We start from the raw sequence: 19,266 nt of genomic DNA, 5'->3' as shown, positions 1-19,266 counted from the left end.
CTCCATTGCACTTGAGCCATCCCGTGGGTGGTGTCGCTGACGGCCACGGAACAGGAATGCCGACCGGCAATGCAGAACCCTCTCCTAAACCAAGGTTTTTGAGAACCTCATCACTCAATCCTGCATCGGCAATTTCTTTTAACGCATTGGTGATTAATGGGTACTGTTTATGAGGATTATCAGCAGCAATGTGCTTTTTCATCTGATCATCAGCATAGCTCTTCACTTCAATAATTTTATCGTCAACATACTGGCGCGTTGCCAGCACAATTGACGGATCAATTTTCAGGGAAATTGAAGATGTGCTAGACACAATCAGAATCATGCGAATGGTCTGCGTGCGGCCACTTCCTTCCTGCAGCTGAGGCTTGTATGTTTCCGGGCAGTTAGCCACGGCGATCAGAATGCCGTCGTCGTCATAGAGACCGATCTCTCGGATCCAGAACCCTCCCTCATTCTCGGGAATAATCTGCTCAGCGATGATCTGGCTGGTATTGTTCGGATCAACAGCGAGCAGGTTTAGTGGCGCAATGCGTTTTTGGTTAACGAGCTTCGTCTGCGCAGGATCGGGGGTGGGCAACGTTCCGTTAGCGTCGCCTACCGCCATTTGCGTCAGATTGAGTTTTGTACCAAGTGCCGTCGCGTTAGCTAGCCGCGCCGCGCCCTGATTAGTCAGTATGGCAAAATATTTTGCGGTCATGCGTTCACTCTCAGGTTATCAATCAAATGGATGGCCGAAGCCGGGTAATAATCACCACCGATAATAAGTTCCTCAGTGGTATAGGGATAAACAGCCAGCGCATCGCCGTGATAGCATCCTGCGCCGACATAAAACTCTCCCGTTGAGCTCAGGCTGATAGCCAGCCCGGTCATGTGTCTACTTGCCGGTTTGGCATCTTCAATTAGCCGTTCAAGCTCCTGATACATTTCGTCAGTGATGCCGTTATCAAGCACACCGACAACCAGACGGAATGTGCCTGGATCCTCATCGAGCTGCCACCACTCGCGCACCTCTATCAAAAAGCCAAGCGGTTCCACCACACGACGCAATGCGCTGATGGTTCCTTTGTGCTGATGGACGAAAAACGAGGACATAATGACGCTGCGTTTTGTGCTCTCCGGCCACGCCTCATCCCAACGGTCTACCGACAGCGCCCATGCCAGGTAAGGAAGTAAATTTACCGGGCATGCGCTGGGGTTCCATAACGTGCGTAGCGGTATCGGCACACGCTTAATATTCGAGAGCGCAGCGGCAGCGGCGATTTCCAGGGGTGAGGACCCAACGGGTAATAGCCTGTCACTCATCCGAACCCCCGATAGTTATCTGATACGAGGTACAGTTCGATGCCTGCGACTTAGTCAGCACAATGTCAGACTGGGGAGATATCAGTTCAACGCGCTGCACACCTTCAACGTGAAGTGCTGCATAAATGGCCGACAGGCGGATATCGCGTCCAAGGCGATGCTGTGCGCTGATATAATTTTGCAGCTTCTGCTCTGCTGCTTGCCTGATAGGTTCAGACTCTGGTCCGGGATAAACGTAGAGCGTTGCGTTTATCTTGTATGGCACAATTTCTGCTGACTGAACAGTCACACGATCGCCGACCGGGCGGACGGTTTCAGCGTTAAGCGCTTTTTCAACAATTTCAAGTAGTTCAGGACCAGCAGTGCCATCACCCTCACGGGATAACACCGAAATCGTCACGTGTGCAGGCTGAGGGCTTTCAACCGAAACGTCAGCGACCCGTCCGTCGGCACTTCGACCATGATATTCATAGGCTCCAATCGGCCCCGCGACGCTCAGTCCTTCAAATGCTTGCTGCGCGCGCAGTCGAAGGTCAGCATCTGACTCCATGACGACCGCCGTTGGCGGAATGGTAGTGTCATCTCCCGGGGTGATGATCAGGCGTTCGGTGTTATTGTTTCCCGCGATAACATCAAGGTCGTGACCGGCAGCATAGGCCAGCGTCACAGCTAGCGCAGCCTCGTTTACACGCTGGCGCCAGATAACTTCCCGGTAGGCGTTCTCCTGCAGCAGCTTCACAATCGGCTCGGATTCCAGCGTCAGCGTCCGTGCAATCGCCTCTCGCTCCTCTTCCGGATAGAGAGAGACAAAGGTGGCCTTTCGTTCTGCCAACAGCGTTTCATAATCCACCTCCTCCACGACATCAGGCGCGGCGAGCTGGCTCAGATCAACAATAGCCATAGCGTTTAACTCAGTGAAATGGTGATAGAAAAGGATTGTCCGGAGGTCGGACGCGTGCCGGTGATATCGACATACAACGTCCCGTCGTTCTCCGAACGTTCGAAAGTGATGGCCGTCAGGCTTATCCGCGGCTCCCATTTCTGGATGGCGGAATAACAGGCGGCCATGATCTGCAGGCGCAGCGCCGGGCTCTGCGGCCTGTCTATCATCGCCGCCAGCAGCGAGCCGTAATCCCGGCGCATGACCCGCGAGCCAATCGGCGTAACCAGAATGTCGCGCACGCTCTGCCGGATGTGGTCAGCCTCTGAAAGGCTTAGCCCGGTCTGCCTGTTCATTCCCCTGTAACGCACCGTCATTGTGTCCCCTTAGTCCAGCTTCCGCCGCTTTGCACACTGCCGTGCGCGTGGTTGTCCACCTGCACTCCGTTGGAGGTCAATTTACCGCTGGAGTGCTCAATATTTCCGGTCATCACCCCGCCCTTCTGCACTTCCAGCGAGGCGGTAATTAACTTGTTGGTGCACACCACTTCAGGCGTATCCAGCGTGATACGGGACGTTGAGATGACCCGCACCTCCGGCACGGTAGCGGTCAGCGATTCAGAAGCGGAAATGTCGGCCGTTTTAATGCCTGAAACCGTCAGCGCCCCGCGTCCGGGTTCGTACTCGATCACCGCGCCGTCAGGGAACGCGACGTGGAACGCATCAGGCGACCCGGACGGCGCCGGATGGTCGTCAGAGAAAATGCCGGGCAGCACAAAGGCGGTATCCAGCTCACCGCCGATGGCCAGCAGCAGCACCTGCTCTCCCTCGGAAGGGGCCCACCACACGCGCGAACGTCCCGCACGGCAGGTTAGCCAGTTCAGCCAGGTGGTTTTCATCCCGCCGGTCTGGACACGACAAAGCCCTCTGTTGAGGTCAACGTCGGTCACAACACCGATACGAATCAGATTGCGGATCGCGCGAGCGATACCGTGCATGGAAGTTAATGTATTCATGAGAAGAGAATGCCGTTCAGGAGGAACGGCAGCAACGAGACGGGGTTTTCTGCGGGATGATACAACAAGCGGTCCAGACAGCTGGCGGCTGGCGGCCTTCAGCGTGGGGAGCTTAGTCCTCCCACTGGCTGACCAGCTCACCGTTGATGTACAACGCCTTCGGACGCGTGACGGGCTCCGGCAGCGGCGGCTCCGGGGAATAGGTCGTGTGCAGAACGCCCTGTTCCTCGGAAACAAGAATGCGCTCGGTTAATTGCATGCTGATGCTGATATCCATCGTAGCGTCATCGTTTAAAACGATCGCGAAGGTGTATCCGTTTTTGCGTCCGTCATCGAGGGTAAAAATGTCCGGCTGGTTTTCCCGCAGCCAGGCCAGTACCGGGACAAAAAATCCCTCGCTGTCGCCGGTGAAACCGCTAACCTTCGCGTTCAGCACATACCGTTTTTCAAAGGAGAGCGAGGAGGCCAGGCGGGCGTCTATATTGCCGCTGCCGACCGACATCTGCAGGCGCTCCGGGTTGGTATTCAGTTGGGGGATCGCGTCAATTAATGCCTGACGCAGGCTCTTGAGTTTGTGCATCGAGTTTATCCTGACAGTCTTTAATGGTTTCAACCTGCAGCGCGCAGGCGATAAGGGCGTACTCAAGCCTGCGAATATCGGCGCTGAGATCGCCGTTAGTGGCGGGTTCGCTTCCCGGCATCGGGCAGCGGCTCACCTTCGGGCAGGCGTTGTAAACAATGGGCTGCGGAGGCGCAGGCGGTGCGGGTGTGCAACCTGCGGACAGCATCAGGCAGCTGAGCGGTATACCAGCGGCGTAACGCTTCATTTTCATTGAGTAATCTCCCGATAGTCGCTTCCCGTCTTGCCCTCTCCTCGCCCGCAGCGACAAGCTCTTCACGGAGCCTGACCTGGGCGTTTTCGTTTGCTCTGGCCATCCGTTGCGACTGGGACAGCTGATGGTTGAGCGTGGCGAGGGCATTTTTTTGTTCGCTGGCGACCCGGTTGGCCGTGGCTAAGGAGCGGGACAGGGTCTGGTTGTCATGACGAAGCCACAGCGCGATCGCCAGCAGCCCGGCCAGCAGCAGCATGAGGACTCTCATGGCAGCCCCTTCATGCACCAGGCCTTTTCGCGGACACGGCGGTTTTCCAGACCGGTATTTTTGACGCCGTTGACGTACACCCAGCGGGTAAGCTGTTCGCACGCCTGCGACCACTGTTTACGCTTAATAAAAGACACCAGAGTCGAACGGCAGGCGGCGCCTGCGCCAACATTAAAGGTAAAACTCACCAGCGCGTCGTAGACCCGCGGCGGCATCTCCACCGGCGCGCACGTCGCCAGTCGTCGCTCAACGTTGAGTACATCAGCAACCAGATTTACCGCGGCCTCACGCTCGGTGATGTCCCGCGTCGGCACAACGTTTGCCGTGTGGCCAATGCCTGACGTCCATACCCCAGCGCTGCACCGGTAGGGCGAAAGGCGACAACCTTCGAGATCGGCAATCAGCGCCAGCCCCTCAGGGGAGGTTTTCAGTAAACGAAAATCGGGCATCAGCACAGCCAGCGCCAGCACGCCGGCGACGCTGCAACGCTTAATGATTGAGTTCACGAATGCTCTTCTTATCGAGGCCCAGCGACTGGAGATAGCGCCAGGTTTTTCGCTTAAACCAGTAGTTCGTCAGCGCGGTAAAAATGGCGCAAACACTCCCCACGTACAGCGCGACCTTTTCAGGCGACATCGCCCCGAACCAGGCCAGCGCCACGGCCAGCCAGTAGGCGATAAACGTGGTGATTTTCTCCAGGCTCAGTCCCATAGATTTACGGATTCTTTGGTGGGGGCGCTATTTACCTCCGGCATCTCTACCGGCGTGCCGTGAGGCAAGATAACGCCTGACTCCGCGAGGCCAGGATTGGCCTTCAGAACGGCTTCTACGACGCCAGCCGTGCGCCCATAATAGCGGGCGCAAACGGCATCAAGCGTGTCCCCCTGCATTGCATAGATCTTCATCAGACGCTCCCAACATCCGGTTACCAGGTACTGTAGAGTTTCCCGGGCTGGCGGCCTTTTCGCTATCGCTGACGGATGGACAATCACGGACACAACAGACCGTCCACATGCAGCGAAGCGTGGGTCAACGAAAGCGCAAAATCAGAATGAGGGCGTGCATTCGGGTAATGATGCTGGGCTAGCGCCAGCTCTCGTCTTCCCAGACTTCCCGGAGAATATTATCCAGTATCTCGCGATCGGCTTCTCCTTCGAGCCCCTGGAGCTCTACTCCCGTCATCGATCCTATTTTCACGGTCACCCGCGATGACGGGAACAGGGACCTTATTCGGCGGGTCAGTTCGTTCTGGAAGGCCTCGACGACACCATGGCCAATCTGCTGGTCTTTATCGAGCGTAATGTTCACCCGAACGTTACCCTCTTTTTTGATGCGTTCCGGAACAGGCGATGCTGAGAAAACAACGGTAAACGCGTTGTTTTTGATTAAATTTCCCCGCGCAATCTCAGCAATCAAATTCAGGGCAATCTCACGATCTCTTTCCTGACATGTTCCTTCTGTCGTCAGTCGAGCAATCATCTCGACGCGTTCAATCATGACCTGCTCGTTCAACTCTCTGTCCACACAACCTCCACCACGAGATACTGTATAAACATACAGTAGCACGTATTCATAAAAAGAGTGAAGCGAAAAATCAGAACTCTTCACGGTATGTGCATGATATCGATGGAGATTAGCGTGCTCTCAGAGAGAACAGATCCGATAAATACCCAATACGTTCAAGGATTTTCCGCGCCTTATGCTGATAAGAACGCGCTGCCGGAAAGAGCGTTCCGTCAGCTGCGCCTCTGCACCATTTATCGTTAAAACGGCTTACGCCGCCCGCCATAAGATGCAGGGCCTCTGCGCGGCTGATGGCGATTCCGGTGGCGAGCCGAACTTCATCAATCACCTTCTCCGGGACCCCGTTCTGCGGATCCCGCTCGTAGACAAAGGGCGCCGCTGCGCCGGGCCGGATGCGCTTAATACGCTCGGTTAATGCCCGTCTCGCACGCCGGTTAAGGGGTTGAGAGAGATCGCTCAGCGTACAGTTATTGACAGAACTCCGAGAAGGCGCAGTTACATTCTCAGGCTCCTGGGTCCGCTTCGGCACAATTTTCCACTGCGTGAGCCGGGTTAAAACCGGGCTGCCCGCGCCGACAGCAGCATCGTACACGCCGCGGATGCGGACAGTTTCTTCGCCGTACTGGTTAAACCCGGTACCCGGCTCATACAGCGTGCGCACCTGTAAATCATCGCGACGCACAAACGGGCCACCCTGTGCAGTGACGTAACCCGCCCAGTCACCGGCGTCGGCAGCTTCATGGACGGCAGCAAACTCGACGCTCAGACCACGCGCGGTCTCTGCGTCTGCCAGTCGGCGCAGCTCGCGGTAGACCGTTACCGGCGCGCCGCCGATGAACTGAAACTGGCGAATGTGCCAGCGCCCTGCCCAGGCCGATACGGCGGACGCCGTCTCCTTCAGCAGGCCGCCGCTTTCGTTGTCAGTCTCACCATCAAGCGCATAGCCGTCGATATTCTTTGAGATGTATTTGGCGATATAGCCGGTAGCGCTGCCTTTCTGCGGATCGATCGCGTCCGCGTGAAAGCGAGCCTGTCTGGCGCTTTCGCTCTGCAGCTCAGCGGCATCCTCCTCCCGGGCGTAGTCCCCTATAATCCGGCGAACGCATTCGACGTCTTCCGGCCGCATAAACACCAGCATGTGCCAGTGGGGCGTACCGTCGTGATGGGGTTCCGCGACGCGGATACCAAAGATACGGCGACCTTCCCGGTGCAGCTTTGCGCGGATGCGCGCCCACACCCGGGTGAAGTAGCCTTGCGTCTCCGCCGGGCTGGATCCGTTCCACTTCGCGTTGGGGTAGCCCGATTTCACGGTGGCGTGATACTGCGCGGGGGCGGTTAAGGTATAGAATTCGCCCACATAGCCCAGCGCCTGGCAGATATTTTCAAACCCGCGAATGCGGGTCATGAGCTCACAGCGACGTATCGCCGGGTTGGCCACCGAGCTATCGTATTTTTCAATCAGGCTAATGCGGTTGCCCTCTTCATCTTCCAGCTCCATGCCCTTGAGAAATTCACGGGTGCGGCGCTTCTGCTCGCGCCACTCGGTCACGCAGCGTTTGCTCGCGTATGCCATTCTCTTTTTGCTGACGTTGCCGAGGGCAATCTGCAAATGCTCGCGCCAGGCAGTCGCGATCCGACGTAAACGCCCGCGCCACCACGCCTCGGAAAACATCCGCATCACCGCGGCGGCAACATCGTCTTTGTTGAAAAATGTCTTCGACACCCGCTCCCAGTGCGGAGGCGACACGTTGAACTGCCGGGCGATCAGTCCGGCGCGCTGATACCAGATAAAGAGCGTCTGGTATTCGCCCATATCAGCATCGTTAATATTTGCCAGCTCGCCGCGAATAAAGCTGGCAATATCGCCCGCCAGCAGGTCGATATCCGCGCGGGACATATCCGGCAGACGGTTATACCGGGCAACCAGTTCAACCATTCGCGAGGCAAGGTACTGCAGAAGCTGGGTATCGAAATGGCCTTTAAACACGGCTCGGGAGACTGCGTCATGCAAACCTGCGCAGGCATAGCGTTCAGAGACCCGCCGCAGGCGGGGCAATATCCTGTTGCAGAAGCGGATCAAAAAGGCGTTAGCCTGCGGATTGCCCCGATGCTGTTCGAGGGCGTCAACGGCGCGCCAGACCTCAAAACGCACGCAGTCAGGCTGCTGTGAAAGGGCCATTCTTGCCTGCTGCAGCGTCGCGAAGAAACGATCGCGACGCTGCTGCTGGGCATGGGTAAGATAAGGGCTGGCAATGGCCGACCGCGGTGCATTCCACGGATAAGCGAATGACGTAGCCAACTCACCCTCCCCGGACGTGTTTATTTTTCATCTCCGCGATCTCCTGACAGGTGACGCACAGGGCCACGCCGGGCACCGACATACGGCGCGCCTGCGGTATTGGAGCCTCACACTCCTCGCAGAAGAAACGCGAAGGCGATGCGGGTCGTCTGCGGGCGCTATTAATGTGGCGCTCTCTGTCTTCCTGCTCGCGCGCCTGGGCAAGATCGATAAAATCGGCCATCAGTGCAGCTCCTGGGATTCACGCTCGTAGCGGGCCGCCTCGTGGCACAGCAGTTCGGCAATGTCTTCTCCGCTCATGCCGGTTTTGTAGATCTGGTTCGCCAGCGCTTCCAGACGCAGGGAGACCGCAAGGGCGCGCGCGCATCGTTCCTCTGTTTTTGCCTCCATCAGCAGGCGTTGCAGTTCTTCACTTCCGATTGGATAAGGGCGGTTTTCACTGTGTCGCATTACGCGTTCTCCTTAAATTCAGGCAACAGGGTGCCCGGCGGGTTGACGCCATTCGTTTTTGGGTTGGGTTACAACGGCATGGTCAGCCGTTCAGGAAATAAACTCACAACAGCACGAAAATGATTCATCGCGGTAATTAGCGCTCTTTTCTCCTCTGTGGTCAGCTCGCTGATATCGCACTCATGACGGGCGACGGGTAATCTCGCCAGGAAAAAGAGAGCGGCCAGCGCCCTGCTGTTCTCCTCAAAAAAGGGATCGCGCTTATCGCGCATGTCGGCCATAAACCGCGCCAGCTCTTTCCCGCTATCGCTCCCGTAGCGGGCGCGCAGTTCAGCGATGTGGTTAAGCCCGCTAAGACGCGCCCCCACGCTTAGTGGAACCCTTGCACGGGCAGCTTCTATCGCCATATCTCCCCTCGCGTAAATGTATGCACGCTAATGCGTTCAAAACGGGCAGAGCACGGCTTTTTCCACCGTTTGAGGATTGCGATTTCGGAAGCCATGCTGCATGATTCCCATTTTGATAATGCCTGCAATCATTAGCCTCAGTTTGCCAACGTCTGCCGCTGATTGCCCGAATTTGTAATGATACTAATACCCAAATGAGTATTAGTAAACACCCAAAGGAATATATTTTGATACTAGATTCTCAAGTGAATAATGAAGAATTGCTCGATAGAATCTGTCAGGTATATGGTTTCACGCAGAAAATCCAGCTGGCCCGACACTTTAATATCGCCGCCAGCTCGCTTCAGAACCGCTACGCGCGCGGGACCATCTCTTACGACTTTGCGGTTCAGTGTGCGCTGGACACTGGCGCCAGCCTCCGCTGGCTGATGACCGGCCAGGGTGCGCAGTTTGCAGGAAACCCCGCCCCGGGCGATCCCGTTTCGGTTTCGACATTCACACTCAGTGACGGGAGGCTGGAAGAAAATTCCATTTTGAGTATCGACGCTGCTTTCTTTAGCAAACCGCTGACGCGCGGCATCGCCGTCCGGGCAGAGGGGAAGCTGCACTTTATCGAAAAAGAGGCGTCGTTAACCGACGGCCTGTGGCTGGTTGAGATTGAAGGCACCGCCAGCATCCGCGATCTGACGCTGCTGCCGGGGAAAAAACTTCACGTGGCGGGCGGCAAGGTTCCCTTTGAATGCGGTATCGACGAGATAAAAACGGTGGGCCGCGTGGTGGGGATCTATAGCGAAGTAAGCTGAGGATACTAAATTCAAGGCTGACGAGATTCGCCAGCCTTTTGGTTGATTTTAAACGCTATTTTTCGATGTAGTTGTAAGAAGTCAGAATTCCTTTGTCAGAAAAATCGACGGACAGGTGCTGCTTGCGATCCAGATTAAGAGGAATGATGAGATAGATACGACGATCGATGATCTGCGACGTATACTCCCAGTGGCGCGTATTATTGTAGTCAGCCGTATTTGCTGGTACGCCAAAAGCAATCAGCACATCTTTGCGGGTCGTGACCTCTGGGATCAGCTTCTGCTTTATCTCTTTTTCCGAATACTGAGCCAGGCTTGTCGCCTTGGTTCCGTCGTAGTTCGATGCACATGAGGCGCTCAGGAGACAGGCTAACGCCACGCCTAAAAAGTTAATGGCTTTCACTGTACAAAATCCTTTTCAACATAAATGCCATTGACGGTATCAAGCGCGACTTCTTTCATATAAAGCACGCAATATCCCGTTTTATCGCTATAGCTAATATGCCCTTCGTAGATCTTTTTCTTTTCTGGCGTGAAAGTCAGCGATACATTACACCCCTGATATAAAGCGTGCTGGATAGTGGTTTTTTCATCTGGCACAATCAACGTTTCGAAATAGTCTTTATCGTATTTCTTCCCCGTGACTTTAGGGAGACCAATATCTTTCGTCGACCCAAGGAAAGGGTTCAAATAACGATTGTGCTTAAGTACCCACCCACCTGTTTCTTTACCAGATTTATCATACTGATAGATGCCATAACTCATCGGCGGCCCAATGAGACGAAGCTTAGCGACATCCTCGCTACTCGGCGGTGGCGTGTACATTTTCGGCTCAGGAAAGAAAGTACTGCAGCCAGAAAGACTCACTATTGCTGGAATAATTATATATTTTAAAAATCGCATACCTTTACCTTTATATATATCCTTGCTTATTTTTCAGAGAGACACCCCGAGGCATTAACATCCCTGAATGCTATTAACAAATCACTCATAGATATAAAGGTCAACTAAAAAAAATAAATTTAGGTTTAGTGTAATAAAAATGCGCGTGCCGTTGGATTTTGAGGAGTTTATTAATACTTTTTGAACAACGAATCGCCAATGTTGGCTCACTCTTCAAGCGTGGCAACACTGGCAGAGCGGGAACCGTAAACACAAACCCTCCTGTTCCTTTACTCACAAACTGCAAAACTAAAGAAATCCCCCATCGCGCCGATCATCATCCGTGTGTATTATTTCCTGTAGCTTTTACAACAACTAACCTTAACTCAAATACTTAAGCGCCAAAGCGAAAGGCATCATGAGCACACCGATCAAACGGCTAGAAATCATTAAAAATGCCATTGAACTGGAAGATGACGACATCATCCAGAGCCAGCTGACACGCCTGAAAAATGAAGCGTTTGACGATGAGCTACAGGCAATCGTCGTGGCGCTCGAGGAGAAGAACTACACCGCGGCCATGGCGGCCATTACCGCCTGGCTGCAGGGCCAGCGCGCCGTGACCCCGTGGCGCGATCCGCAGGTGGCGGCCAGCAAGCTGGAGCTGAAGGCGCTGGAAGAGCGTCTGCGCGATCTGATTGACCGCCGCAACGCGCGGGTGCAGCAGCTTGATGAGTTCAACGATCTCTATTTCTCACGCCTCGGGCCGCTGATGCAGCAGATCCTCGCCCTGCGTAAAACGCTGGCGGAGCTGAACCTGCGTCGTCAGCAGGCGGAAGCGCGTCGTCGCGAGGAGGATTACCGTCGCTGCCAGCACTATATGGCGCAGGCGGTAGAGGTGCTGGCGACGCTCACCCAGCGCTGGCGCGATCTCCCGGCTGACTCCGTCCAGGCCGCCGAGGCGCGTAAGCATCTGGAGCAGCAAAGCAATCTGATTGCCAACCTGTTGGCCGAAGCGCAGGAGCTGGAGAGCGGCTTAACGCGCGAAGAGGAGCCTGCGCGTCAGGCTCGCGACGAGGCCAACGAAGAGTACGAGAAGTATCGCGAACAGCATCACGATGCCGAAGTGCGGCTACGCAAAGGTAAGCATCTTTCGCAAGAGGACCAGAACGAACTCAAGCGTCTCTGGCGACAGGCGAGCAAGCTCTGCCACCCGGATCTGGTGGCGGACGATCTGAAAGAAGAAGCCAACAACATGATGGTGCAGCTTAACCAGGCGAAGCAGCGCGGCGATGTGAAAGCCATTCGCTCGCTGGTGGCCCGCCTGCAGCAGGGCTTCGAGCCATTGATGGCCAGCGACAGGCTGAACGATCTGGAACGTATCCGCAAAAAAATGGCGCAGGTCCGCGAGCAGATCGACACCTTAGTGAACGAGCTGGCGGAGCTGGAGAAAGAAGAGTCCTGGCTGCTGGTCTCCTCGCTGAGCAATATGGAAGCGTACTTTGCTCAGCAGGAGAAAGCGCTGCACGAGGTCCGCGCCTCGCTCGAACATCAGGTGAGCGAAGCGCAGCTGGATTCGGCAGCCTGATTATTTGGCGTGCCAGTATGCGCTGGCACGCACCAGCTGAGGGTCAATGACGTCGGCTTCAAACTGACGGCTCAGGCTTTTCACCACCTTCCCTTCCCCGGTCAGCCAGATAAAGTAATCGTCCCCCGGAACGGTCAGCGTCGCCAGATGGTCCGCGACGGCCAGCTCGCTGTGGCCCACTACCCAGGTGATGTTAAACGCGCTCAGGTGCGCCAGATAGTCCTTATACGATTCATCCCCAACCGTCACGACCGCCTGCACGTCCGGGCGAACCGGCAGTTGCGCAATGCTCTCTAAGCGTCGACGCAGCGCGGGCATGCCGGACTCGTCGCACACGTACAGCTGCCAGGCGTAATCCTCCGGCACCACCAGCGAACCGCGCGGGCCGCCGATGGTCAGCTTATCGCCTACCTTCGCCTGTAGCGCCCATCCGCTGGCTATGCCGCCGTCATGAATGAAGAAATCCAACGCCAGTTCATGACGGGCCTCATCGTAGAGCGGTGTATAGTCGCGCGCCTGCGGACGCACGCCGTCACCCCAGTCGATGCCTTCATCGGTGACCACCGGCGGCGTAAACGTCGTCCCGGGTGCCGGGAAAAAGACTTTGGTATGGTCGTCGAAACCGCGGGAGCTAAAGCCCTCCAGCGCCTCGCCGCCTAGCACAATGCGCTGGAAACCCGCGCTGACGCGCTCAACGCGGAGCACCGTCAGTTCGCGAAAACGCAGGTCATTACGAACACGCTGTGGATAACGGGTAGATGCCATTTTTAGACCCTTTTCTGGTGAATACGATATATCTAAATCAATTTTCAAATGATAATGATTACTAATAAGGAAAAATGCAAGATCTTTTAGATTGCATCTGAATATATCTTAGATATAGTTTAGATATATCAAAATGAAGGGCATATTATGCGACACGAACACGATGGCGGCGGGCGTCGGCCGCGCTTTTTTGGCCACGGCGATCTACGGCTGGTGATTCTGGATATCCTGACCCGTAGCGCAAGCCACGGCTACGAGCTGATCAAAGAGATCGAGAACCTGACGCAGGGAAACTACACCCCGAGCCCGGGCGTCATCTATCCAACCCTGGATTATCTGCAGGATCAGACGTTTATCACCATTACGGAAGAAGAAAACGGGCGTAAGCGCATTGCGATTACCGCTGAAGGACAACGCTGGCTGGATGAAAACCAGGAACAGCTGGAACAGATCCAGGTGCGTATCAAAGCGCGCAGCGTCGGCTTTCAGCTACGCAAAAACCCGCAGATGAAGCGGGCGCTGGATAACTTCAAAGCGGTACTGGACCTGAAGGTAAATCAGGGAGAGCTCAGCGACGCGCAGCTTAAGCAGATTATCGGCGTGATTGACCGCGCGGCGCTGGAGATCTCCCAACTGGATTAAGCCGGTGCGTGCTCGCTCACGCGGAAGACGCGTACCAGCTCTTTAAGGTGCATCGCCTGTTCATTAAGCGATGCCGCCGCCGCGACGGACTCCTCCACCAGCGCGGAGTTTTGCTGGGTGGTGGCGTCAATCAGGCCAATCGCGCTGTTGATCTGCGAGATCCCCTCCGTCTGCTCATGGCTGGCCTGACGGATCTCACGCAGGATTGCATCCATCTCCTCCACGTTGCCGACCATGCCGTTAATCAGCCCACTCGCTTTTTCGACCAGGTTCATCCCGTCCTGGGTCTGGCTGGTGGAGCTCTCAATCAGCTCCCGGATTTCGCTGGCAGACGACGCGCTCTTCTGGGCAAGCTGGCGCACCTCTCCGGCGACCACCGCAAAGCCGCGGCCATGCTCACCGGCGCGCGCCGCTTCCACCGCCGCATTCAGCGCCAGAATGTTGGTCTGGAATGCAATGGCGTCGATCAGGTCGATAATGTCGGACATCCGGTTGGAGGTCTCGTTAATCAGGCGCATTTTACTGGTCACCTGCTTCATCATCTCACCGTTGTTTTTGACCACCGTGGCGGCATCGGCAGAAAGATTGGTCGCTTCACCGGTATGCGAGGCGGTATTTTTCACCGTCGCGGTGATCTGCTCCATCGAGGCGGCAGTCTGTTCAACGGAGCTGGCCTGCTCTTCCGTACGTGCGGCCAGATCCTGGTTACCGGCGACAATCTGCGCGGCTGCGCTGGAGATATTCTCCGAGCCGGTCTGCACCTGCTGCACAATGTCCAGCAGTCGCGTCTTCATCTCCATCAGCGCATGCAGCAACAAGCCCGTTTCGTCTTTACCGTGCGGCGTGATGCTGCCCGTCAGATCGCCCTCTGAAATCGCTTTTGCGAAATTCACCGCCTCACCGAGCGGGCGGGTGATAGCGCGCACGATAAACCAGCCAATCAGGCTGCCTGCCGCAACGCTAAAGAGCGTGAGCAGGATCAGCAGCAGACGGTTAGACCTGAAATCCCCTTCCACCTGCGTACCCGCACGCTGCATCTCGCTGTTCTGAATGGCAATCAACTCCTTCACCTTCGCTTTATAAGCCTGCTGCACGGCAAGGGTGGTGGTCATCATCTCCTGAATGGCGCCCGCACGGTTGTTGTTCTGCACTGCCTGCAAAATACGATAGCGCGAATCCAGATACTGCTGGCGCACGCTGCGGATATCCGCCAGCACCTGCTGAGACTTTTGATCCTGCAAGGCGTTGTTCAGCTCGCCCAGAATCACCGTAATATGCTCGCTGATCTCTTTCAGGCGCTGCTGAGATTGCCCCGTGTAAGTACCCTGCTCGTCCAGCAGCATCAGCTGTTGAGTGCTAATAAATTCCTGGAAGTTATCGATTAACTGGTTCGCTTTTACCGTGGTCGGATAGTCATGGGTAATAATGGATTGCATCCCATTATTTGCCCGGTTCAGGCTCAGCAAAGACACACTTGCGCTGATCGCCATCAGGACAATAAAGAACCCAAACGCCAGAAATAATTTCGTGCCGATCTTTACGTCATGTAAGAACATATTTACTCCATCGATGTGATTATTTCTCAGACGATCGCTGTTATCGGTAACGGATTGGCTAACTTTATGACTTTGATCGTTTTTTTATTTCATAACCCTCACAATGCATAGGTGTAGGCTATTAATATTGCTTCATCGATCGTTACCAGACCGTCAAACGGGGTATTTTTGAAACAGGATTCTGAAGAACTGACTTAGGCAGGAATAAATAACTGAGGCACTTTCTTTAGTTATTTAATATTAAATTAACAATAAACCACATTAATAGTCACAATGGGAAAAATAAAAAGCCGTTTATTCCTTATGGTATAAACGGCTTTTTTGGAACATGACTGACTCAATGGAGCACGGTCACCGCATCCTTAAGACGTCCGGCGCGATGCTTCACCATGGCAGAAATGTGCGCGCTCTCCTCCACCAGGTCGGCGTTTTTCTGCGTGATGCTGTCAAGTTCAGCCACCGCACGGGTTAACTCTGATAACCCGGTTGCCTGCTCGGAGGTCGCGTGGCTGATCTGGGCGATAAGCTGCGTCACGTTTTTCACCTGCACAACGATATCATCCATCGTACGGCCCGCAGCGTGTACCTGCTCAGAGCCGGACTGCACCTTGCTGGCGCTGGCATCAATGAGTTTACGAATATCATTAGCCGCACTGGCGCTGCGGCTGGCAAGATGGCGGACTTCGCCCGCGACCACAGCAAACCCTTTACCCTGCTCGCCTGCCCTTGCCGCTTCAACCGCCGCGTTCAGCGCCAGAATATTGGTCTGGAAAGCGATATCGTTAATCAGAGAGGTAATCGAGCCAATTCGCTGCGTGCTGTCGGCAATGTCATCCATCGTTTTAACGACGGTCTGCATCGCATTGCCCCCTTTCGTTGCCGCGCTGCTCGCGGCCACGGAGAGTTTGTCCACCTCGGCGGCGGTTTCGGAGTTACTCTGAACGGACGCGGCCATCTGGTTCATTGTCGCGACGGTCTGCTGCACGTTCGCGACGGTCTGACGCGTACGATCGTTCAGATCTTCATTTCCCTGCGCCAGCCTATCGCTGCCGTCACGGACGCTCACCACCTGGCTCGACACGTCATTGATCAACCAGCGGCACATCAGGCCAAGCTGCCCTACCGCGCGCAGCGTCAGGCCCAGCTCGTCGCTGCGGTTCAGGTGCTGCACGCTATTGCGCTCGCCGGTGGCGACCTTCAACGCCTGTCGAGCCACATTCTCGATCGGGCGGACAATCTGTTGCTCAAACAGCAGCGTTCCCAGCAGCATCACCACCGAGGCCGCGGCGAGCGGCGTCCAGCCTGCGGAGGTCGCGGCCAGCGTGGCGGCGAGTACGGCAAAGAGCACCGCCATCACGCTGCGCACGCGCCAGCGCAGCGGCATGGCCGGCAGTTTACCCAGCCAGCCCTTTCCCACCACCAGCCCTTTGTGAATACGTTTTTTACAGCGCCCGTCGTTCAGCGCCCGGTAGAGCGGCTCCACGGCGGCGATCTCTTCCGCTGTGGCTCTGGTGCGAATCGACATATAGCCCGTCACCTGCCCCCGGCGCACCATCGGCACCGCGTTAGCACGCACCCAGTAGTGGTCACCGTTTTTGCGCCGGTTTTTGACAATCCCGCTCCACGGCTCGCCCTGCTGCAGCGTGTACCACATATCGGCAAACGCGGCTTTTGGCATATCGGGATGGCGCACCATATTGTGCGGCTGGCCCGTCAGCTCATCGAGCTGGTAACCGCTCACCTGCACAAAGGTGTCGTTGGCGTGGGTGATGTAGCTGTGGATGTCTGTGGTAGACATTAAGGTGGTGTCATCGTCCAGAGGATATTCATTCTGGGTGACATAGGTTGGAGAGGACATGGCGTGCATCCCTTGCAGGTTATTTGAATGTTAATTTTGTGGGTCATTGTTTTTTCGGCGGTAAACAATTTATCTTTAGTTGTTAAACTTGATGGAGATCGCAGATTTGACTTAAACCATACTTTTTGTACGATTTTTTAATCCATTGATTTCAAATACTTTCGCAGAGAAATTACCCACAAAGCATGACTCGTTAATGCCCGCTTAAGTCGCAGCGTATGCACTTCTTTAGTGCAGCGGCGCTTTTACCCCCTTCCTTATACTCTCTGCCCCGTACCGCTAAATCTCGTTTGGCTTCTATCGGCATGATTAAATATTGTGCAACATTATTTTAACCTGGCGTTTATCCCGATTTTCGTTAAGGCATCTGAAGTGGCGTAATCCCTGCAATACTTAAACCAGTATCATGTGATACGCGATCCCCGGGAGCACATTTTGAACAGGTTACCTTCCAGCGCCTCGGCTCTTGCCTGTACCGCGCACGCACTGAATCTCATTGAGAAGCGAACGCTTGATCATGAGGAGATGAAACAACTTAACCGAGAGGTCATCGATTACTTTAAAGAGCATGTCAATCCAGGGTTTCTGGAGTATCGCAAATCTGTTACCGCCGGCGGGGATTACGGAGCCGTAGAGTGGCAAGCGGGAAGTCTGAACACGCTTGTCGACACCCAGGGACAGGAGTTTATCGATTGCCTGGGAGGTTTTGGAATTTTCAACGTGGGGCACCGTAATCCAGTTGTGGTTTCCGCCGTACAGAATCAACTTGCGAAACAACCTCTCCATAGCCAGGAACTGCTCGACCCGCTTCGCGCCATGCTCGCGAAAACGCTGGCGGCCTTAACGCCCGGCAAACTGAAATACAGCTTCTTTAGCAACAGCGGCACGGAATCGGTCGAAGCGGCGATTAAGCTCGCCAAAGCGTACCAGTCGCCGCGCGGGAAATTCACCTTCATCGCCACCAGCGGCGCGTTCCACGGTAAATCCCTGGGCGCACTGTCGGCGACCGCGAAATCCACCTTCCGCAAACCGTTTATGCCACTGCTGCCGGGCTTCCGCCACGTGCCGTTCGGTGACATTCACGCCATGCGCACCGCACTGAGCGAATGCCGTAAAACCGGCGATGACGTGGCGGCGGTGATCCTGGAGCCGATTCAGGGTGAAGGCGGCGTCATCCTCCCTCCGCAGGGCTATCTGCCAGCCGTGCGTCAGCTGTGCGATGAGTTTGGCGCGCTGCTGATCCTCGACGAAGTCCAGACCGGGATGGGGCGCACCGGCAAGATGTTTGCCTGCGAGCACGAGAACGTTCAACCGGACATTCTGTGCCTGGCGAAAGCGTTGGGCGGCGGCGTCATGCCGATTGGCGCGACGGTGGCTACCGAAGAGGTGTTCTCGGTGCTGTTCGACAATCCGTTCCTGCATACCACCACCTTTGGCGGTAACCCGCTGGCCTGTGCGGCGGCGCTGGCGACCATCAACGTGCTGCTGGAGCAAAACCTGCCTGCGCAGGCGGAGCAAAAAGGCGACATGCTGTTGGACGGCTTCCGCCAGCTGGGCCGTGAATTCCCGGATTTGATCCAGGATGCGCGCGGCAAAGGGTTGCTGATGGCCATTGAGTTTGTTGACAACGAAATCGGCTACAGCTTCGCGAGCGAGATGTTCCGCCAGCGGGTGCTGGTGGCCGGCACGCTCAACAACTCAAAAACCATCCGCGTGGAACCCCCGCTGACGTTGACGATTGAGCAGTGTGAGCAGGTGCTGAAAGCGGCGCGTAAAGCGCTGGTGGCGCTGCGGGTAAAAGTGGAAGAAATATAATTATTCCTCTTTTCTTTTGTACGGTCCGGGAACAGAGTTGACAGATATTGACTTCATTCCCGGACCGTACAGCTTTCGCAAGAAGAGGTGACGTTAGCGCCGACGCGAATCATTTCAATTTGTAATCAAGTATTCCATAATGAAAATGAATAGCCTCTTCCCTTGACGTGTAATTTCAGCCCGAAATTAAATATTTAATCTTTACCGTAAGACAACGCTTAATAATACACTCCAATTATCAATCTCAGCGATACAAACCCGCAAAATTTCACCGCGGTGAGTATTTACTGTACTAATTCATACTAAAAATTAATAAAGATAAAGTTAAAAATACATTTAGAATTTCTAATTTAAAATGAGAAATCAACAGATTGAT

25 protein-coding genes are annotated in these 19,266 nt (G+C 55.2%); 4 read left to right on the top strand and 21 right to left on the bottom strand.

Annotation, left to right across the window (positions count from 1 at the left end; translation table 11 throughout):
• From ACMWJS_RS22690 to ACMWJS_RS22615, 16 genes are all read right to left on the bottom strand, one after another.
• A partial coding sequence (locus ACMWJS_RS22690; protein WP_414747616.1) for a phage tail protein occupies nucleotides 1-700 on the bottom strand: 700 nt, incomplete at its 3' end.
• A complete protein-coding gene (locus ACMWJS_RS22685; RefSeq protein WP_414747615.1) occupies nucleotides 697-1,305 on the bottom strand; it encodes a phage tail protein I in 609 nt (202 codons plus the stop codon). The genes ACMWJS_RS22685 and ACMWJS_RS22690, both read right to left, overlap by 4 nt.
• On the bottom strand, nucleotides 1,298-2,206 hold the full coding sequence (locus ACMWJS_RS22680; RefSeq protein ID WP_414747614.1) for a baseplate assembly protein: 909 nt from the start codon (nucleotides 2,204-2,206) through the stop codon (nucleotides 1,298-1,300). The genes ACMWJS_RS22685 and ACMWJS_RS22680 overlap by 8 nt, the downstream gene beginning before the upstream one ends.
• A gap of 5 nt (nucleotides 2,207-2,211) precedes the next feature.
• Nucleotides 2,212-2,562: a GPW/gp25 family protein gene (locus ACMWJS_RS22675; RefSeq protein ID WP_023616182.1), complete on the bottom strand. Its 351-nt coding sequence runs from the start codon at nucleotides 2,560-2,562 to the stop codon at nucleotides 2,212-2,214.
• A complete protein-coding gene (locus ACMWJS_RS22670) occupies nucleotides 2,559-3,200 on the bottom strand; it encodes a phage baseplate assembly protein V (protein WP_414747613.1) in 642 nt (213 codons plus the stop codon). Before ACMWJS_RS22670 ends, ACMWJS_RS22675 begins: the two co-directional genes overlap by 4 nt.
• A gap of 112 nt (nucleotides 3,201-3,312) precedes the next feature.
• Nucleotides 3,313-3,780, bottom strand: coding sequence for a phage tail protein (locus tag ACMWJS_RS22665; protein ID WP_048028947.1), 468 nt, complete (start codon nucleotides 3,778-3,780; stop codon nucleotides 3,313-3,315).
• Nucleotides 3,743-3,988: an Rz1-like lysis system protein LysC gene (gene lysC, locus ACMWJS_RS22660; RefSeq protein ID WP_229226321.1), complete on the bottom strand. Its 246-nt coding sequence runs from the start codon at nucleotides 3,986-3,988 to the stop codon at nucleotides 3,743-3,745. The genes ACMWJS_RS22665 and lysC overlap by 38 nt, the downstream gene beginning before the upstream one ends.
• Nucleotides 3,876-4,301: an Rz-like lysis system protein LysB gene (gene lysB / locus ACMWJS_RS22655; RefSeq protein ID WP_235404512.1), complete on the bottom strand. Its 426-nt coding sequence runs from the start codon at nucleotides 4,299-4,301 to the stop codon at nucleotides 3,876-3,878. The genes lysC and lysB overlap by 113 nt, the downstream gene beginning before the upstream one ends.
• The gene (locus ACMWJS_RS22650; RefSeq protein WP_023616186.1) at nucleotides 4,298-4,807 is read right to left on the bottom strand and encodes a lysozyme; all 510 of its coding nucleotides are present in this window, start codon (nucleotides 4,805-4,807) and stop codon (nucleotides 4,298-4,300) included. The genes lysB and ACMWJS_RS22650 overlap by 4 nt, the downstream gene beginning before the upstream one ends.
• A complete protein-coding gene (locus ACMWJS_RS22645; RefSeq protein ID WP_023616187.1) occupies nucleotides 4,791-5,012 on the bottom strand; it encodes an HP1 family phage holin in 222 nt (73 codons plus the stop codon). The genes ACMWJS_RS22650 and ACMWJS_RS22645 overlap by 17 nt, the downstream gene beginning before the upstream one ends.
• Nucleotides 5,003-5,206: a tail protein X gene (locus tag ACMWJS_RS22640; RefSeq protein ID WP_024906438.1), complete on the bottom strand. Its 204-nt coding sequence runs from the start codon at nucleotides 5,204-5,206 to the stop codon at nucleotides 5,003-5,005. Before ACMWJS_RS22640 ends, ACMWJS_RS22645 begins: the two co-directional genes overlap by 10 nt.
• Before the next feature lie 178 nt (nucleotides 5,207-5,384).
• Nucleotides 5,385-5,825, bottom strand: a complete 441-nt coding sequence (locus ACMWJS_RS22635; protein WP_414747612.1) for a DinI-like family protein — start codon at nucleotides 5,823-5,825, stop codon at nucleotides 5,385-5,387.
• Between the two features lie 109 nt (nucleotides 5,826-5,934).
• Nucleotides 5,935-8,124 (bottom strand): replication endonuclease, encoded by a 2,190-nt coding sequence (locus tag ACMWJS_RS22630; protein ID WP_414747611.1) that lies wholly within the window; start codon nucleotides 8,122-8,124, stop codon nucleotides 5,935-5,937.
• 1 nt (nucleotide 8,125) lies between these two features.
• Nucleotides 8,126-8,347, bottom strand: coding sequence for a TraR/DksA family transcriptional regulator (locus ACMWJS_RS22625; RefSeq protein WP_414747610.1), 222 nt, complete (start codon nucleotides 8,345-8,347; stop codon nucleotides 8,126-8,128).
• Nucleotides 8,347-8,574: a DUF2732 family protein gene (locus ACMWJS_RS22620; RefSeq protein ID WP_414747609.1), complete on the bottom strand. Its 228-nt coding sequence runs from the start codon at nucleotides 8,572-8,574 to the stop codon at nucleotides 8,347-8,349. The genes ACMWJS_RS22625 and ACMWJS_RS22620 overlap by 1 nt, the downstream gene beginning before the upstream one ends.
• 68 nt (nucleotides 8,575-8,642) lie before the next feature.
• Complete coding sequence (locus ACMWJS_RS22615) at nucleotides 8,643-8,981, bottom strand: DUF5347 domain-containing protein (RefSeq protein WP_023616298.1); 339 nt, start codon at nucleotides 8,979-8,981, stop codon at nucleotides 8,643-8,645.
• Nucleotides 8,982-9,208: 227 nt separating this feature from the next.
• On the opposite strand from ACMWJS_RS22615, the gene ACMWJS_RS22610 reads away from it, so the two are divergent.
• Nucleotides 9,209-9,784, top strand: a complete 576-nt coding sequence (locus tag ACMWJS_RS22610; RefSeq protein WP_048028935.1) for a phage repressor protein CI — start codon at nucleotides 9,209-9,211, stop codon at nucleotides 9,782-9,784.
• A gap of 55 nt (nucleotides 9,785-9,839) precedes the next feature.
• Here ACMWJS_RS22610 and ACMWJS_RS22605 read toward each other — a convergent pair whose 3' ends face one another.
• Together ACMWJS_RS22605 and ACMWJS_RS22600 are read right to left on the bottom strand one after the other, a co-directional pair.
• Nucleotides 9,840-10,187, bottom strand: coding sequence for a hypothetical protein (locus ACMWJS_RS22605; RefSeq protein WP_048028933.1), 348 nt, complete (start codon nucleotides 10,185-10,187; stop codon nucleotides 9,840-9,842).
• A complete protein-coding gene (locus tag ACMWJS_RS22600) occupies nucleotides 10,184-10,687 on the bottom strand; it encodes a hypothetical protein (RefSeq protein WP_080347321.1) in 504 nt (167 codons plus the stop codon). The genes ACMWJS_RS22605 and ACMWJS_RS22600 overlap by 4 nt, the downstream gene beginning before the upstream one ends.
• Nucleotides 10,688-11,084: 397 nt before the next feature.
• On the opposite strand from ACMWJS_RS22600, the gene ACMWJS_RS22595 reads away from it, so the two are divergent.
• On the top strand, nucleotides 11,085-12,254 hold the full coding sequence (locus ACMWJS_RS22595) for a DNA repair protein (RefSeq protein ID WP_045910042.1): 1,170 nt from the start codon (nucleotides 11,085-11,087) through the stop codon (nucleotides 12,252-12,254).
• Here ACMWJS_RS22595 and ACMWJS_RS22590 read toward each other — a convergent pair whose 3' ends face one another.
• Entirely contained in the window at nucleotides 12,255-13,019 is a 765-nt protein-coding gene (locus tag ACMWJS_RS22590) for a siderophore-interacting protein (protein WP_414747608.1), read from the bottom strand.
• Nucleotides 13,020-13,166: 147 nt separating this feature from the next.
• Between ACMWJS_RS22590 and ACMWJS_RS22585 the strand changes: the two genes are divergently transcribed.
• Nucleotides 13,167-13,661, top strand: a complete 495-nt coding sequence (locus ACMWJS_RS22585) for a PadR family transcriptional regulator (protein ID WP_045910044.1) — start codon at nucleotides 13,167-13,169, stop codon at nucleotides 13,659-13,661.
• Here ACMWJS_RS22585 and ACMWJS_RS22580 read toward each other — a convergent pair.
• Together ACMWJS_RS22580 and ACMWJS_RS22575 are read right to left on the bottom strand one after the other, a co-directional pair.
• Complete coding sequence (locus tag ACMWJS_RS22580; protein ID WP_045910045.1) at nucleotides 13,658-15,217, bottom strand: methyl-accepting chemotaxis protein; 1,560 nt, start codon at nucleotides 15,215-15,217, stop codon at nucleotides 13,658-13,660. The genes ACMWJS_RS22585 and ACMWJS_RS22580 overlap by 4 nt on opposite strands.
• A 337-nt stretch (nucleotides 15,218-15,554) precedes the next feature.
• Complete coding sequence (locus tag ACMWJS_RS22575; protein WP_414747607.1) at nucleotides 15,555-17,075, bottom strand: methyl-accepting chemotaxis protein; 1,521 nt, start codon at nucleotides 17,073-17,075, stop codon at nucleotides 15,555-15,557.
• 435 nt (nucleotides 17,076-17,510) lie between these two features.
• Here ACMWJS_RS22575 and ygjG point away from each other — a divergent pair, with 435 nt between their 5' ends.
• On the top strand, nucleotides 17,511-18,890 hold the full coding sequence (gene ygjG / locus ACMWJS_RS22570) for a putrescine aminotransferase (RefSeq protein ID WP_053076392.1): 1,380 nt from the start codon (nucleotides 17,511-17,513) through the stop codon (nucleotides 18,888-18,890).
• Nucleotides 18,891-19,266 lie beyond the last annotated feature (376 nt).

The sequence above is a fragment of the Enterobacter sp. HK-058-C-ECC genome, assembly GCF_047531125.1.
In the GTDB taxonomy this organism is placed as follows: Bacteria; Pseudomonadota; Gammaproteobacteria; order Enterobacterales; family Enterobacteriaceae; genus Enterobacter; species Enterobacter quasiroggenkampii.
Note: the sequence above shows the minus strand (reverse complement) of the source record. Positions and strands in the feature narration are given on the sequence as shown.